At 37.6% G+C, this 14,735-nt stretch carries 11 protein-coding genes and 1 tRNA gene; 7 read left to right on the top strand and 5 right to left on the bottom strand.

Features of this window, described 5'->3' with window-relative positions; all coding sequences use genetic code 11:
• Positions 1–64 precede the first annotated feature (64 nt).
• Both EG849_RS00115 and EG849_RS00120 read left to right on the top strand, forming a co-directional pair.
• Positions 65–1,339, top strand: a complete 1,275-nt coding sequence (locus tag EG849_RS00115) for a Y-family DNA polymerase (protein ID WP_125011053.1) — start codon at positions 65–67, stop codon at positions 1,337–1,339.
• Entirely contained in the window at positions 1,326–1,769 is a 444-nt protein-coding gene (locus EG849_RS00120) for a LexA family protein (RefSeq protein ID WP_125011054.1), read from the top strand. The genes EG849_RS00115 and EG849_RS00120 overlap by 14 nt, the downstream gene beginning before the upstream one ends.
• Before the next feature lie 36 nt (positions 1,770–1,805).
• Here EG849_RS00120 and EG849_RS00125 read toward each other — a convergent pair whose 3' ends face one another.
• The 3 genes from EG849_RS00125 to EG849_RS00135 are packed head-to-tail and all read right to left on the bottom strand — an operon-like array spanning position 1,806 to position 5,288.
• Positions 1,806–3,347: an acyl-CoA carboxylase subunit beta gene (locus tag EG849_RS00125; protein ID WP_125011055.1), complete on the bottom strand. Its 1,542-nt coding sequence runs from the start codon at positions 3,345–3,347 to the stop codon at positions 1,806–1,808.
• A complete protein-coding gene (gene accC, locus EG849_RS00130; protein WP_125011056.1) occupies positions 3,337–4,794 on the bottom strand; it encodes an acetyl-CoA carboxylase biotin carboxylase subunit in 1,458 nt (485 codons plus the stop codon). The genes EG849_RS00125 and accC overlap by 11 nt, the downstream gene beginning before the upstream one ends.
• A gap of 8 nt (positions 4,795–4,802) precedes the next feature.
• The gene (locus EG849_RS00135; RefSeq protein WP_125011057.1) at positions 4,803–5,288 is read right to left on the bottom strand and encodes an acetyl-CoA carboxylase biotin carboxyl carrier protein subunit; all 486 of its coding nucleotides are present in this window, start codon (positions 5,286–5,288) and stop codon (positions 4,803–4,805) included.
• 198 nt (positions 5,289–5,486) lie between these two features.
• Between EG849_RS00135 and EG849_RS00140 the strand changes: the two genes are divergently transcribed.
• The gene (locus tag EG849_RS00140; protein WP_125011058.1) at positions 5,487–6,212 is read left to right on the top strand and encodes an MBL fold metallo-hydrolase; all 726 of its coding nucleotides are present in this window, start codon (positions 5,487–5,489) and stop codon (positions 6,210–6,212) included.
• A gap of 185 nt (positions 6,213–6,397) precedes the next feature.
• Here the strand turns inward: EG849_RS00140 and EG849_RS00145 are convergent.
• A tRNA-Leu gene (locus EG849_RS00145) sits at positions 6,398–6,477 on the bottom strand.
• A gap of 159 nt (positions 6,478–6,636) precedes the next feature.
• On the opposite strand from EG849_RS00145, the gene EG849_RS00150 reads away from it, so the two are divergent.
• From EG849_RS00150 to EG849_RS00165, 4 genes are all read left to right on the top strand, one after another.
• On the top strand, positions 6,637–7,578 hold the full coding sequence (locus EG849_RS00150) for a ribose-phosphate pyrophosphokinase (protein WP_125011059.1): 942 nt from the start codon (positions 6,637–6,639) through the stop codon (positions 7,576–7,578).
• A 73-nt stretch (positions 7,579–7,651) separates the two neighbouring features.
• Positions 7,652–8,260 carry a 50S ribosomal protein L25/general stress protein Ctc gene (locus tag EG849_RS00155; RefSeq protein WP_125011060.1) on the top strand — a complete coding sequence of 203 codons (609 nt, stop codon included), beginning with the start codon at positions 7,652–7,654 and terminating at the stop codon, positions 8,258–8,260.
• 251 nt (positions 8,261–8,511) lie between these two features.
• Entirely contained in the window at positions 8,512–9,078 is a 567-nt protein-coding gene (gene pth / locus EG849_RS00160) for an aminoacyl-tRNA hydrolase (protein WP_125011061.1), read from the top strand.
• A 91-nt stretch (positions 9,079–9,169) separates the two neighbouring features.
• Positions 9,170–11,251, top strand: a complete 2,082-nt coding sequence (locus EG849_RS00165) for a T9SS type A sorting domain-containing protein (protein ID WP_125011062.1) — start codon at positions 9,170–9,172, stop codon at positions 11,249–11,251.
• Positions 11,252–11,392: 141 nt separating this feature from the next.
• Here the strand turns inward: EG849_RS00165 and EG849_RS00170 are convergent, their stop codons facing one another.
• Complete coding sequence (locus EG849_RS00170) at positions 11,393–14,653, bottom strand: zinc-dependent metalloprotease (RefSeq protein ID WP_125011063.1); 3,261 nt, start codon at positions 14,651–14,653, stop codon at positions 11,393–11,395.
• Positions 14,654–14,735: the final 82 nt, after the last annotated feature.

Here is a 14,735-nt window from a genome sequence, read left to right on the forward strand (position 1 = left end):
ATATTATTCAGATTCCTGTCACAATTAACATCTGTTTCAAATCTGAATATCTTAATTTTGCAGTATGTATGCTTTAGTTGATTGTAATAATTTTTACGCTTCGTGCGAAAGGGTTTTCCAGCCACAATTTAACGGAAAGCCTGTTGCCATCTTGTCTAATAATGACGGTTGCGTAATCTCAAGAAGCGAAGAAGCCAAAGCTGCCGGAGTACAAATGGGTGTTCCAGAATTTAAGATTCGGGAATTAGTTAAAGAAAAAGGCGTCAAGATTTTTTCGTCAAATTATCCTCTTTACGGAGATTTGAGCGAACGTGTAATGAAAATTTTGGCCACTTATACGCCAAACATTGAGGTTTACAGTATCGATGAAGCTTTTATGAATTTTGACGGAGTTAAGGTTGAAGACTTCCATGACTATGGATTACAAATCAGAAGCCGCCTTATCAAATGGGTTGGCCTTCCAACTTCTATTGGATTTGCTCCAACAAAAGCCTTATCAAAAGTAGCCAATAAAATCGCGAAGAAATTTGAAGACAGAACAAAAGGTGTCTATGTTATTGATACTGATGAAAAAAGAATCAAGGCTTTAAAATGGACCAAAATTGAGGACGTTTGGGGGATTGGGCATCGAACTGCAAAAAAACTAAAAGCTAAAAATATAAATAATGCTTTAGAATTTACTTCACCACATTTAGAACCTTGGATCAAAAGAGAAATGGGCGTTATTGGCTTGCGATTAAAATATGAATTAGAAGGAAAATCAGTTTTAGGATTAGATATTCCAGAACAGAAAAAGAGCATTGCCATCACCCGAAGCTTTCCGAAACAAATTTCTGAGTTCGATTTGCTTCGCGAAAGAGTTTCTACTTTTGCCACAGTTTGTGCCGAAAAACTACGCAAGCAAAATGCCTGCTGCCATTCCATAATTGTGATGTTGGTGATTGACAAACATAAGGACGAACAAGTCAAATTTCATTATTTCAACAAAGTTCAGACTTTGCCTTTTGCCACTAATTCTGATTTAACGATCAGCAATGTCGCCATTCAATTGCTAAAAAAAATATTGGACGAAAATCCGGTTCAGAGATATAAAAAAGCGGGCGTTATTGTTTCTGATTTAATTCCAGAAGACACCAAACAGTTTCAATTATTTGATGAGGAAAATCCAAAATACTTAGCTTTAATGAAAACAATGGATTTTTTAAACAAGAAAAATGGTATGCGACTTGTAAAATTAGCCACTCAAAATGAAAAAACATGGGATATGAAACAAAACCACTTGTCACCAAGGTATACAACTAATTTTAAAGAAATTCTGACCATCAATGTCGATAAATAAAAACGAGAATAAGCTGACTTTCATACGCCCAGATTTCAAAAGCGAAGTAAAAATTCCGATGATTGCAGACGGAGTTTCTGCTGGATTCCCTTCCCCGGCACAAGATTTCATGGAGAATAATATCGATCTCAATAAAGAATTGAGTGAAAATTTATTAGCCACATTTTATATCAAAGTTGCTGGGAATTCAATGGTTGATGCCGGAATCGACGACAAGGATATTTTGGTTGTAGACCGAAGTCTTGAACCAGCTGATAAAAAAATAGCCATCTGTTTTGTTGATGGAGAATTTACCGTAAAAAGGCTCAAACTTGAAAAAGACTGTTTGTATTTGATGCCCGAAAATCAAAACTATGAACCTATAAAAGTTTCCGAAGAAAATAATTTTATCATTTGGGGAATCGTTACCTACGTGATTAAAAAACTATAAAAAAAGCTGCATTAAAACAATGCAGCTTTTTTATATTTACAACGGAATATTCCCGTGTTTCCTTTTGGGCAATTCGCTCACTTTGTTTTCTAACATAGAAAATGCTTTGATTAATTTTCGTCTGGTATCTTGTGGCAAAATGACCTCATCAATAAATCCGCGCTCTGCAGCACGATACGGATTCGCAAATTTCTCGGCATATTCTGCTTCTTTTTCCAATAATTTTGCCGCTGAATCCTCGGCCGCAGCGATTTCTTTTTTGAAGATAATTTCACTCGCTCCTTTGGCTCCCATAACGGCAATTTCTGCCGAAGGCCAAGCAAAATTCATATCCGCTCCGATGTGTTTGGAGTTCATTACATCATAAGCGCCACCATAGGCTTTTCTGGTAATAACCGTTACTCTTGGCACAGTTGCTTCGCTTAAAGCGTACAACAATTTGGCACCGTGAACGATGATACCGTTCCATTCTTGGTCGGTTCCTGGCAAGAAACCTGGAACATCTACCAAAACCAGTAGCGGAATATTGAAACAATCGCAGAATCTGGTAAAACGTGCGGCCTTCACCGAACTGTTTACGTCCAAAACGCCAGCTAAAAACATAGGCTGGTTCGCCACAATTCCGATGCTTCTTCCTCCTATTCTGGCAAAACCGACCAAAATATTTTCGGCAAAATTCTTATGCACTTCATAAAAAGAATCTTCGTCGATGATTCCTTTGATGACATCGTGCATATCATAGGGTTTGTTGGCATTTTCTGGGATAATTCCGTTCAATTGTTCCCGGATTTCATCACCCAATTCAAACGGAACTTTTGGTGTGGTTTCATTATTGCTTTGAGGCAAATAGCTCAACAGTTTTTTGATATCTTCCAGACATTCCACATCATTTGCTGATGTAATATGGGCTACTCCTGATTTGGTAGAATGCGTACTTGCTCCACCTAATTCTTCGGAAGTTACGGTTTCGTTCGTTACGGTTTTTACCACATTCGGACCCGTCACAAACATATAACTGGTATTTTCGACCATCATTGTAAAATCGGTCATTGCCGGAGAATAAACGGCTCCACCCGCACAAGGTCCCATTATGGCTGAAATCTGCGGAATAATTCCCGATGCTTTTACGTTTCGGAAGAAAATATCAGCATAAGCGCCCAAAGATCGCACTCCTTCTTGGATTCTTGCTCCACCAGAATCGTTTAAACCAATCATTGGCGTTCCGGTTTTCAAGGCCATATCCATTACTTTGCAGATTTTTTCGGCGTGTGTTTCAGATAAAGCGCCACCGAAAACGGTGAAATCTTGTGCAAAAACATAGACCATTCTTCCGTTGATGGTGCCGTAACCTGTAATCACTCCATCCCCTAAATAGACTTCTTTTTCCATCCCGAAGTCGGTGGTTCTGTGGGTTACTAGCATTCCGATTTCTTCAAAAGAACCTTCATCCATCAAGTATTCTACTCGCTCTCTGGCTGTCAGTTTTTTCTTTTCGTGCTGTTTTTCAATTCTATTTTGACCTCCGCCTAAATGCGCGAGAGCTATTTTATTTTGTAATGTTTTTATTTTATTTTTCATATAACCTATTGTTTGGCAAACGCAACTTGTTTTGGTCTTTTAAATACTGTTGTAAAGCAATCATTCCCGCAACCTCGGCTTCTTTGTCTTGTTGCGCTTTTAAGTGTTCGGCATCGTAATATTTTTTTACAAAATGCGTATCGAAATCACCAGAACGAAATGCTTCGTGTTCCATCACAAATTTCCCAAAAGGCAATGTTGTGCTCACGCCTTCTACGTGATAATTTTCAATTGCTTTGATCATCAATTGGATGGATTCTTCGCGGGTTTTTCCGTACGTAATCAATTTGGATAACATCGGATCGTAATAAATCGGAACGTCCATTCCTTGCTCAAAGCCATTATCTACACGGATTCCTTCGCCAACAGGCAAACTATATACTTCTAAATTTCCAACGCTTGGCAAGAAATCATGCAACGGATCTTCGGCATAAACGCGTAATTCCATCGCGTGTCCCTTGATCTGCAAATCTTCTTGTTTGATTGAAAGTGCTTCGCCTCTGGCTACTTTAATTTGCATTTCGACCAAATCCAAACCTGTAATCATTTCCGTTACCGGATGTTCTACTTGCAAACGCGTATTCATTTCAAGGAAGTAGAAATTCAGGTTTTCATCCAATAAAAATTCTACCGTTCCTGCTCCAAGATAGTCACAGGCTTTGGCTACCTTTACCGCAGCTTCGCCCATCTTTTGTCGCAATTCCGGGGTTAAAACTGACGATGGTGCTTCTTCCACCACTTTTTGGTGGCGGCGCTGGATACTGCATTCTCTTTCGAATAAATACAGAATATTTCCGTGGCTGTCGGCCATTACTTGAATTTCGATGTGTCTTGGCGACGCTACATATTTTTCGATAAAAACCGAACCGTCTCCAAAAGCAGAAGTTGCTTCACTTATGGCGCGCGTCATTTGTGATTCTAAATCTTCTTCTTTCTCCACCACCCGCATTCCTTTTCCACCACCTCCGGCGGAAGCTTTTATTAGGATAGGGAAACCGATTTCTGACGCAATTCTTTTTGCTTTTGCAACATCGGTAATGGCTTCGTCGATTCCGGGAACCATTGGGATATCATAAGCTTTGACAGCTTCTTTTGCCGCCAATTTGCTTCCCATCATATGAATCGCTTTTGATTCTGGCCCGATAAACGTGATTCCGTTTGCGATGACTTCTTCTGCGAAAGCGGCATTCTCGCTCAAAAATCCGTAACCGGGATGAATGGCATCGACACCTAATTCTTTGGCAACTTCTATGATTTTGCTTCCTAATAAATAGGATTGATTTGAAGGTGATTCTCCAATCCAAACGGCTTCGTCGGCAAATTTTACGTGAGGTGCATTTCTATCGGCTGTGGAATAAACCGCAACGGTTTTGATGCCCATTTTTTGAGCCGTTTTCATCACCCTTATGGCAATTTCGCCTCTGTTGGCTACTAATATTTTTTTCATCTGATATCTTATTCGAATTCAATTAACAACTGTCCTTTTTCTACGGCATCGCCTTTTTTAGCGGAAATGGATTTGATGATTCCGGCTCTTGGCGAGAGGAAACTGTTCTCCATTTTCATTGCTTCTAAAATAAGTAGGCAGTCATTTTCTTTTACTTCTTGTCCCACAGAAACGCTCATTTCTAATATCAATCCGGGCATTGGTGCTTTGATGACATTTACTTGTTTTGAAGCTCCGACTTCAAATCCCATTTCTTTGATCAGACTGTCTAAAGGTGTAGCAATCGATACGTTGTATAGGTTTCCGTTGACTTTTACGCCATAGGTTTTTGCTAGAAAATCAGAACTGACGATTTCTGCAGTGTAAGGCTGGCTGGCTTTTAAAACGTGAAATTGGGAAGGAGTAATTTCAACAGCGTCAATTTCATTGGCTTCAGAAGCTTTGCTATTATAGGAAGTTGTGTTATTTACCGTTACTTTATAATTTATATCCATATCGTTTTTTTGATGCGCCTAAATTAGGGAAAAAGAAACCGTTTGCGAAATGATGAAATCATAAATTTAAGCAAACAACTCATTTTGAATACAGCCCCAGACTAATCGTTTACTGAAAGATTTCAAACTCAAATGTATTCCCTACGATAATTCTTTTTTTAAAAACTTAAATTTGTAAAGCATTTCAAAAATTAGTTGATGAAAATTATAGCACTTAACGAAGGAACTTTCGCCGTTGATAAAAAGAAAAATTTCAAGCTCATTGATTCCGAAGATTCTATTGCAGGAACTCTAAAAATGGCGACTTGTCCTTTTTTAATTATTTTAGAAAATGATATGATTCTATTAGATGCCGGCTCCGGTTTTGAAACTGATGGCATTCCAAACATCACAGCCTTAATTCGAAAAAACGGAATTGAACCGGAGCAAATTACCAAAGTTTTGCTTTCGCATTTGCACAAAGACCATTGCGACGGCTTGGGTCATTTTAAGGAAGGGAGATTTATACAAAATTTTGAAAAAGCGACGATTTACATTCAAGAAAAAGAACTAGCATATGGCTTATCTCAAACAGAAAATCCGTCTTTTAATCAAGATGTCTTAACAGAAATTTCGGCATTGCCAAATATTCATTGGATGCGTGATGACAAGGGGTTTATTACCGAAAATATCAAATTTGAATTAACCGGGGGCCATTCGCCCTTTCATCAGGCTTTCTGGGTTATTGTTGAAAATGAAACGGCTTTTTATGGCGCCGACAATCTTCCTCAAAAAAGTTATTTGAGATTTCATATTGCTTATAAAACCGATGATGATGGCAAAAAAGCAATGGAGCTCCGCCAAAGTTGGGAAAAAACCGCCAAGGAAGAACATTGGACGGTTTTATTTTACCATGACCTTAAAAATAATGCAATAACTTTTTAAAGCTTATTCAAAAATGTAACTATTAAGAGTCTATCCATTTTTTTTTTTACGGAAGAGGAAAAACCACGGAAAAAGTCAATTGAGAAAAATGGTGTGCTGAAATTTTTTTAAGCAACAAAACTTTGCAGACATTTACGCCAAAACACAAAAAAAACCCTCTGAAAAATCAAAGGGTTTTTTTAAAGTACCTAGAGTGGGAATCGAACCCACACACCGAAGTACACGAGTTTGAGTCGTGCGCGTCTACCAATTCCGCCATCCAGGCAATCAATTTGTTGTCAATTGTGGGTGCAAAGGTAACACCTTTTTTTTAAAATAAAAGAAAAAATTCTTAAAATTTTTGTTTAAGAGTTGATTTTTATTGCTAAATTTGCACCTCGTTAACGCGACACACAACTAACTAACTACTAAACAACATATTAAAATGCCGCACCAAGAACCAGAAGCAAAAATATTTGCATGTTCTCAAAGCGTACATTTAGCCGAACAGATAGCCAAAAGCTATGGTGTGGAGCTAGGTAAGGTAACGTTCTCAACTTATAGTGATGGTGAATTTCAACCGTCTTTCGAAGAATCAATCAGAGGATTGAGAGTTTTTTTAGTTTGTTCGACTTTTCCAAGTGCGGATAACTTAATGGAGCTTTTGTTAATGATTGATGCCGCCAAAAGAGCGTCAGCACGTCATATTACTGCTGTCATTCCTTATTTTGGCTGGGCGCGTCAAGACAGAAAAGACAAACCACGCGTGCCGATTGGAGCAAAATTAGTTGCAAAACTTTTAGAAGCCGCTGGAGCAACAAGAATCATGACCATGGATCTGCACGCAGATCAAATTCAAGGATTCTTTGAAAAACCAGTTGACCATTTATTTGCTTCTACTATTTTCTTGCCTTATGTAAAAAGCTTAGGACTGGAAAACTTGACCATCGCATCGCCAGATATGGGTGGTTCAAAAAGAGCCTATGCCTATTCTAAATTTTTAGAGTCTGACGTTGTAATTTGTTACAAGCAAAGAAAAGCAGCGAACGTTATTGGAAGCATGGAATTAATCGGCGAAGTTACCGGAAGACATATTATACTGGTTGACGATATGATTGACACCGGAGGAACGTTAGCAAAAGCAGCTGACCTGATGATTGAAAAAGGCGCCTTGAGTGTAAGAGCCATCTGCACGCATGCGATCTTATCAGGAGAAGCGTATGAGAAAATTGAAAATTCGAAATTACTCGAATTAATAGTTACCGATTCTATTCCGTTAAAGAAAGAATCAAAAAAAATAAAGGTAGTGAGCTGTGCGCCACTTTTTGCAGAAGTAATGCAGATGGTGCAGCACAACAATTCTATCAGCGGTAAATTTTTGATGTAAAACCCGCAGGCTTAAAGCCTATTGCTTATAGCCCTAAAAAAGAATTATTATTTATTAATTATATATATTTACAATGAAGTCGATTACAATTAAAGGATCAGAAAGAGAAAGCGTGGGCAAAGTAGCAACTAAAGCCTTACGTAATGCTGGAGCGGTTCCTTGCGTTTTATACGGAGGAGATCAACCAGTGCATTTTTCTGCTGAAGAAAAAGCATTCAAAAACTTGATTTACACTCCAAACGCTCACACAGTTGTGATCGAACTTGAAGGTAAAACTTTCAACGCGGTATTGCAAGATACTCAAGTGCACCCTGTTTCTGACAAGATTTTGCACCTTGATTTCTTCCAATTGCACGATGATAAAGAAATCACTATGGAAGTTCCAGTTAAAGTAACTGGTGTTTCTCCAGGTGTACTTTTAGGTGGTGTTTTACGTTTGAACCAACGTAGATTGAGAGTTAAAGCTTTACCAAAAAATCTTCCTGATTTTATTGAAGCTGAAATCTCAGGTCTTGAAATGGGTAACAAATTATACGTTACTAAATTAGTTTCTGAAGACTACAAATTGCTTCACCCAGACAACACAGTTGTTGCGCAAGTAAGAATCTCTCGTGCTGCAATGAAAGCTGCTCAAGAAGCTGCTAAAGCTGCTAAAGCACCAGTAAAAGGAAAGAAAAAATAATTTTCACCTTATTTATATCAAAAGCACCAGCCTCAAAACTGGTGCTTTTTTTATTTAAACAAAATCGTTCCAGCTTCTCACCATTTCATTCTAATGATTTTGGACGAAAGTCACGGCATTTTCAGTCCTTCTTCTTCTAACTGCCATCCATAAAAGTTTTGTTTCCAAATTTAATACAGAAAAACTATTTTTACAAAATGAATTGGCTATCCAACATCTTCAAAAAAGAAAATAAAACAGAAACAGACCCAATGAAAAAATTTCTCATCGTTGGCCTCGGCAACATTGGCGCCGAATACGTAAACACCAGACACAATATTGGCTTTAAAGTCGTGGATCATTTGGCCCGAAAAGAATCTGTAGAATTCCAAACGGCCAAACTCGGCCAAATGGCAGAATACAAATTAAAAGGAAGAACGCTTTTTCTCTTGAAGCCAAACACCTACATGAACCTCAGCGGAAAAGCCGTAAAATATTGGATGGACCAAGAAAACATTCCTGCATCAAATGTTTTGATCATCACCGATGATTTAAACTTGCCATTTGGAAGCATCCGAATCCGCACTAAAGGAAGCGACGGCGGCCACAACGGACTGAAAAGCATCCAACAAATTTTAAATACGTCTGAATACCCAAGATTTCGCTTTGGCATTAGTGACGAATTTAAAAAGGGAAAACAAGTTGATTATGTTCTAGGTGAATGGAATGATGAAGAAAAAGCAAAATTGACAGAAAGACTCGATATTTCAGCAGCAATCATCCAATCTTTTGCCCTTGCCGGACTTGAGATTACAATGACGTCATTTAATGGAAAATAAAAACAACATACTGCTAATCATTATTTTAATATAATTTTAGTATTTATTTAAAAATAACTTAACTTAGCTACCTATTAATTTTTTAAATAAAATGAAAAAAACTACTCTACTATTAATTATAACTCTATGCTTTACAGCATTTAGTTATGGACAAAAAAAACCTACCGTTTTTGGAAAAGAGGTTTCCAAAACTCAAATAGAAGACAACGGGGGTGTAATTAGATGTGCTTCAACAGAATATGAGCACTACCTACAACAGAACCATAAAACTCGTCAGACTAACGAAGAGTTTGAAGCTTGGCTTGCTCCAAAGGTAGCTACCGTAAAAAGACAACAAAGCGCAAAGATTGGCAACTCAACCCAATCAACAAATGCCGTTTACACAATTCCAGTTGTTGTACACGTAGTTCACACAGGAACTGCTGTTGGTGTTGGCGCTAATATCAGTGACGCACAAGTCCTTTCTCAAATTCAGGTATTAAACGAAGATTTTAGAAGAATGGCAAATACTCCGGGTTTTAACTCAAATCCAGTTGGAGCTGATACTGAAATCCAATTCTGCTTAGCCCAAAGAACACCTAACGGCTCTTTATCAACTGGTATCAATAGAGTTGTGAGACCACAAACAAATTGGACAGATAACGAAATCGAAACATCTCTTAAGCCTTCAACGATATGGGATCCTACTAAGTATTTAAATTTATGGGTTGTAATTGAAATGTCAAGCCCAGGCGGAGAAACTTTAGGATACGCACAATTCCCCACAGGATCTGGATTACCAGGACTAGGAGGTACATCTACTGCTAATACAGACGGTGTCATAATTGGTTATAGATATTTTGGATCATCTGCAATTTACCCTGCTGGAAGTTATAGCCCTCCATACGACAGAGGAAGAACAACAACACATGAAGTAGGTCACTATTTAGGACTTAGACACATTAACGGAGACAACACCTCTACTGCATCCTGCACAGTAAATGCAAATGATAGCACAAATGATTATTGTCTTGACACACCATCTCAAAGAACACTAACGGGAGGTTGTCCAATAGGAAAAGACACATGTCCTAGTTCTCCAGGCCTTGATATGATTGAAAATTATATGGATTACAGTAATGATACTTGCTTAAACATATTTACCCTAGATCAAAAAGCAAGAATGGTTGCTGTAATGCAGAATTCTCCAAGAAGAGCAAGCTTATCCACTTCTAATGGTTGTACACCTGGACAAATATTTGGACTTGACGGATCAATCGAAATTGGAACTTGGAACTTGGGATGTTCAAAAACCTTCACACCTACAGTAATTCTAAAAAATAGCGGAACTACTACAATGACTTCTGCAGTTATATCATATAATATTGATGGTGGAACTGCCACAACAACTAACTGGTCAGGATCATTAGCAACAAATGCTACTACAAGTGTTACTTTAAGCCCGTTGACAACAACAGCAGGAACACATATATTTAATGCAAATGTCAATACAGTTAACGGAGCACCAGACCAAAACAGTGAAAATAACGGAGCAAAATCGTTTACTATTGCTGAAAGCTATACAACAACAACTGTAAATTTCACATTACAACCTGATTATTATGGCCCTGAAACAAATTGGACTGTTACAAATTCAGCTGGAGCCACTTTATTTAGTGGCGGCCCTTATTCTTTTGGAACAGCAAACAGTCAAAATCAGATAACAGGATTACCTCCTCTTGTAAATGAAACCTGGACCTTACCAATAAATGATTGTTACACTTTTACAATTAACGATTCAGGAGCAGACGGAATATGTTGTTCTTATGGAAATGGTTCGTATACACTTAAAACTCCAACCAACACTGTTATTGCAACAGGTGGAACATTTGCAAGTTCAGAATCAAAAAGCTTTGGAATTTATGCTTTGGGAGTAAACGAATTTAATCCACTTGATGCCGTTTATCTTTACCCAAATCCAGCAAACTCTGTTTTAAATATTGCTGTAACAAACAATATGGAATTACCAGAAAGCTATACGATTTACAATAGCCTTGGACAAGAAATACAGACAGTTAAAATTACATCTGAAGCAAATCTTTCAGTGAACACTTCTTCTTATAGCAATGGAGTTTATTTAATCAAGTTGTTTAAAGACAACGGTTCAAAAACTTTACGTTTTATTAAAAACTAAATAATTCGAATTAAATTTAAAAAAGGGACTGGAAATATTCAGTCCCTTTTTTTTGCGCAATGCCAACTAGAAGCACTAATATTGTAGCATAAAAAAAAGCGGCTCTTCTGGCCGCTTTTTTTATAATTTAAGACTGAACTATTATTTCACAACAATCCTTTTTGTTTCTTTTTTCTGTCCTGCAATAGCCGTAACAAGATAAACTCCTGATTCAATACCGCTCAATTGAATTTCTTGAGTTGACACTCCTTGATATTCTTTATTAAAAATCATTCTTCCACGAATATCATAAACCGTAATTTTTACTTCTTCAGAAATCATGCTTCCAAGCTGGACATTAAAGTTGCCATTATTTGGATTCGGATAAACCGTAAAACTCGAAAAGTCATCTTCTTTTACCCCTAATGAAGACTGAACCACACACAAATTCATAGACCAACTATTCAACGAGCCTCCATCTTGATTAAACGCATCTCTTATTCTCAAAGTCCAATTTCCCAAAGAACTTTCTCCTGCAAATGCAGATAATGATTGTGCAGGTGCAAAAACTCCTGACATTGCTGGATAATTTCCGCAAACCAAAACACTACCTGAATCATCAAAAGTAACACTTGCATCATCACTGCCTCCACATGCATTAGAAAACAACTGAATTTGCGTTCCTGCTGGACTGATTAAAGTTGCCGTAAGATCACTAATATAAGAATGAGTCAAGTTTATGGTAACATTAATATCATTCACAGTAAATGCATCTGATACTGACAAAACAGAGTTTATCGTTGGTGCTCCCGATGCTGGAATTGCAATAGGAACATTTGTAGAAGCCACAACATTACATGCTATTTGTCCCGTAGAAAATTGGAAGGCAGTGCCAAAACTTCCTAAACATGAAGCATTTTTAGGCATAACTCTCCAATAATAAGTGGTAGATTCTGCCAAACCTGCAACCGAAAAAGTGGTCGCTGCCGTAGTGCCATTACTCACAATATTTAAAAAAGAAGCATCTGTTGCCACTTGAATATCATAAGATTGTGCGTTTGCAGTTGCATTCCAAGAAAACAATACTGATGTATTTTGCGCTTCTGAAGCGTTTGCAGGTGAAATTAAACTTATAGATTCAAAATTAGAATCAAAAACTTGAACATATAAAGGCACCGTTCTTGTTGTTGCACCAGATGTTGCCACAACGGTAATTGGATAAAATCCAGGAACAAGTGAATTTGATGCATTAAAAGTTGCCACTACTGATCCTGTTGCAGATAAAGTTGTTGGAGAAAATGTAACGGTAGATCCAGCAGGATTCCCTGTTACACTAAACGATGTCGTTCCAGTAAAACCTGCAAGAGCCTCATATTTAATTTCGTAAGAAACAGACGCTCCTTTACAAATCGACTTATTCTGTCCTTCCACAATTCTTGAAAAAGAAGCTGCAAAAGAAGCGATCGATGGAGCCGAAATAGTAAAGTTTGCATTGGACAAATCATAGAAAATATGATTATTTCCTTTGATCATAATTCTATTAGTAGCACCGGGAACATTTGGAACCGTAATTACTTCTGATCCGTCGTTTGGCACTTTGCTTGCCAGCAATGTATCAAATGAAACACCTCCATTTGTTGAAAGATAAATATCTACAAAAGCAGTATTTACTCCATTTTCTGTAGTTCCAGCAACATCCCAAGTTACTGTTTGATTACTTCCGGCCTCAAAAGTCACATTTGTATTTGGCGATGTCACTAAAAAAGGCCCCGCAGTTGCATTCACGGTCACAACCATATTGTCCGTTTTTGTTTGACCCGCTCCCAGAAAATTATCTCTACAAGTCAATACAAAATTCAATGTTCTTGCTACTGAACTTAATGCGCCTACAATAATTTCACTTCCTTGCTCAGTGGATTGATTAGCGACAACTCTTGCTAAAGATGGAAAATATCTGACCGGAGAACTTACAGGATCATAGGACCTCCAATTTGGCCCTGCTGTTTTTGTAGCTGAAGCAGCGCTATTAACACCCGTCTGATTGGTTGCAGTATCATTTTGTTCCCAACAGTAGCTTAGCAAATCACCATTTGGATCTGAAGCCACGCCTGTTAAAACAAAGGGAGTTCCTTTAGGAATTGTATAATCTAAACCTGCATTAACCACAGGAGGCAAATTGGTAAGTGGTGTTCTGATTGGGCACGTTTTGCTGGCCATATTATCTTGAATCTGCTTGATACTTGCGTACACAAAATAATCGTCTGAATTAGGTTGCACATCTCTGGAAGTAATTCCGGCATACCCCATAATTGTCGATCCGCTTCCGGGTTCCACATTTACACCTGAACCTTCAACGCTATGTGAAAAAGTATGATTTGCACCAAATTGATGGCCCATTTCGTGAGCAACATAATCAATATCAAAAAGATCTCCAACCGGAACTCCGTCACTTGGTGAAGTATAGCCGCTTCCTTTGCCAGATTGACAAACACAACCGATACAACCTGCGTTTCCTCCGCCCCCACTTCCTCCAAATAAATGTCCGATATCATAATTTGCTTCACCAATAACATTGGTCAAGGTATTTTGCAATTGACTATTCCATTGTCCCATTGTAGTGTAAGGATCTGTCGCTGGATTGTAATAAATTACATTTGTGGTTTCAGAAATTAAATTCATATGAATTGCAAAATCTCTTTCAAACACACCATTTACACGCGTCATAGTGGCATTAAATCCAGCTAAAACTAAACCTGATTGCGATGCATTAGTGGCTCCAAAAAAATTGGCATATTCTGCATTACAAGAAATTGCCAATCTAAAAGTCAGTAATTCTGTTGATGTGGACTCAATTTCGTTAGTGGTTCGGTGAAGTAGATTGTTTGCCAAAACTTGTTCTTCTGTAGAACAAACAAACGGCAGATTTCCTTTTTCTCTGGAAGAATTAAAAACTGCATAAATTGTTCCGTCAGCAGAATAAGGTTCAATAAATTCGTTTTTTTTGTCTGTTCTAAAAACCATTGCTTGAATTCCCTTTTCATCTATGCTTAAACGTACTTGTGCATATTTATCGTCAATTCCTACTCCTTTGTAAGCTCTGATTTCAGGAAATTCTGCTTGTAATTCTTTTGTAAAATTTGAAGATTCATAAACCTGAAACTCTTCCAATCCTCCATTTGAATTCGGAATTGAAACTATCACAGATTTTGAAGCATCGTCATTTATTGAAAATAATTTATCTTTTAGACTGCTGATATCCAATTTAAAAAGAGTAAAATCCTTTGGAAAAGATTCTCGAACAGCTGTTTTAGAAACTTCTCTTACTTGATTTTTTTGTGCCGATTGCCACGTGTTTAGTTTTTGAGAATATCCTTGCGACCAGACAAACAATCCGAAACAAGATAGTAGTAAAGCTTTTTTCATTAATTTAGGTTATTTAGTTTTAATAGTAATTATTGGAGTGGTTTGCGCAAATATAACTATATGAAAAGGTTATCTAATGATC

Source organism: Flavobacterium macacae (genome assembly GCF_003865365.1).
GTDB classification, from domain to species: Bacteria; Bacteroidota; Bacteroidia; order Flavobacteriales; family Flavobacteriaceae; genus Flavobacterium; species Flavobacterium macacae.

Bases quoted from the DNA above. Each gene is read 5' to 3' on its own strand.
- EG849_RS00135 (WP_125011057.1), bottom strand. From the start codon at position 5,288: ATGGATATAAATTATAAAGTAACGGTAAATAACACAACTTCCTATAAT.
- accC (WP_125011056.1), bottom strand. From the start codon at position 4,794: ATGAAAAAAATATTAGTAGCCAACAGAGGCGAAATTGCCATAAGGGTG.
- EG849_RS00140 (WP_125011058.1), top strand. From the start codon at position 5,487: ATGAAAATTATAGCACTTAACGAAGGAACTTTCGCCGTTGATAAAAAG.
- EG849_RS00125 (WP_125011055.1), bottom strand. From the start codon at position 3,347: ATGAAAAATAAAATAAAAACATTACAAAATAAAATAGCTCTCGCGCAT.
- EG849_RS00120 (WP_125011054.1), top strand. From the start codon at position 1,326: ATGTCGATAAATAAAAACGAGAATAAGCTGACTTTCATACGCCCAGAT.
- EG849_RS00165 (WP_125011062.1), top strand. From the start codon at position 9,170: ATGAAAAAAACTACTCTACTATTAATTATAACTCTATGCTTTACAGCA.
- pth (WP_125011061.1), top strand. From the start codon at position 8,512: ATGAAAAAATTTCTCATCGTTGGCCTCGGCAACATTGGCGCCGAATAC.
- EG849_RS00155 (WP_125011060.1), top strand. From the start codon at position 7,652: ATGAAGTCGATTACAATTAAAGGATCAGAAAGAGAAAGCGTGGGCAAA.
- EG849_RS00150 (WP_125011059.1), top strand. From the start codon at position 6,637: ATGCCGCACCAAGAACCAGAAGCAAAAATATTTGCATGTTCTCAAAGC.
- EG849_RS00170 (WP_125011063.1), bottom strand. From the start codon at position 14,653: ATGAAAAAAGCTTTACTACTATCTTGTTTCGGATTGTTTGTCTGGTCG.
- EG849_RS00115 (WP_125011053.1), top strand. From the start codon at position 65: ATGTATGCTTTAGTTGATTGTAATAATTTTTACGCTTCGTGCGAAAGG.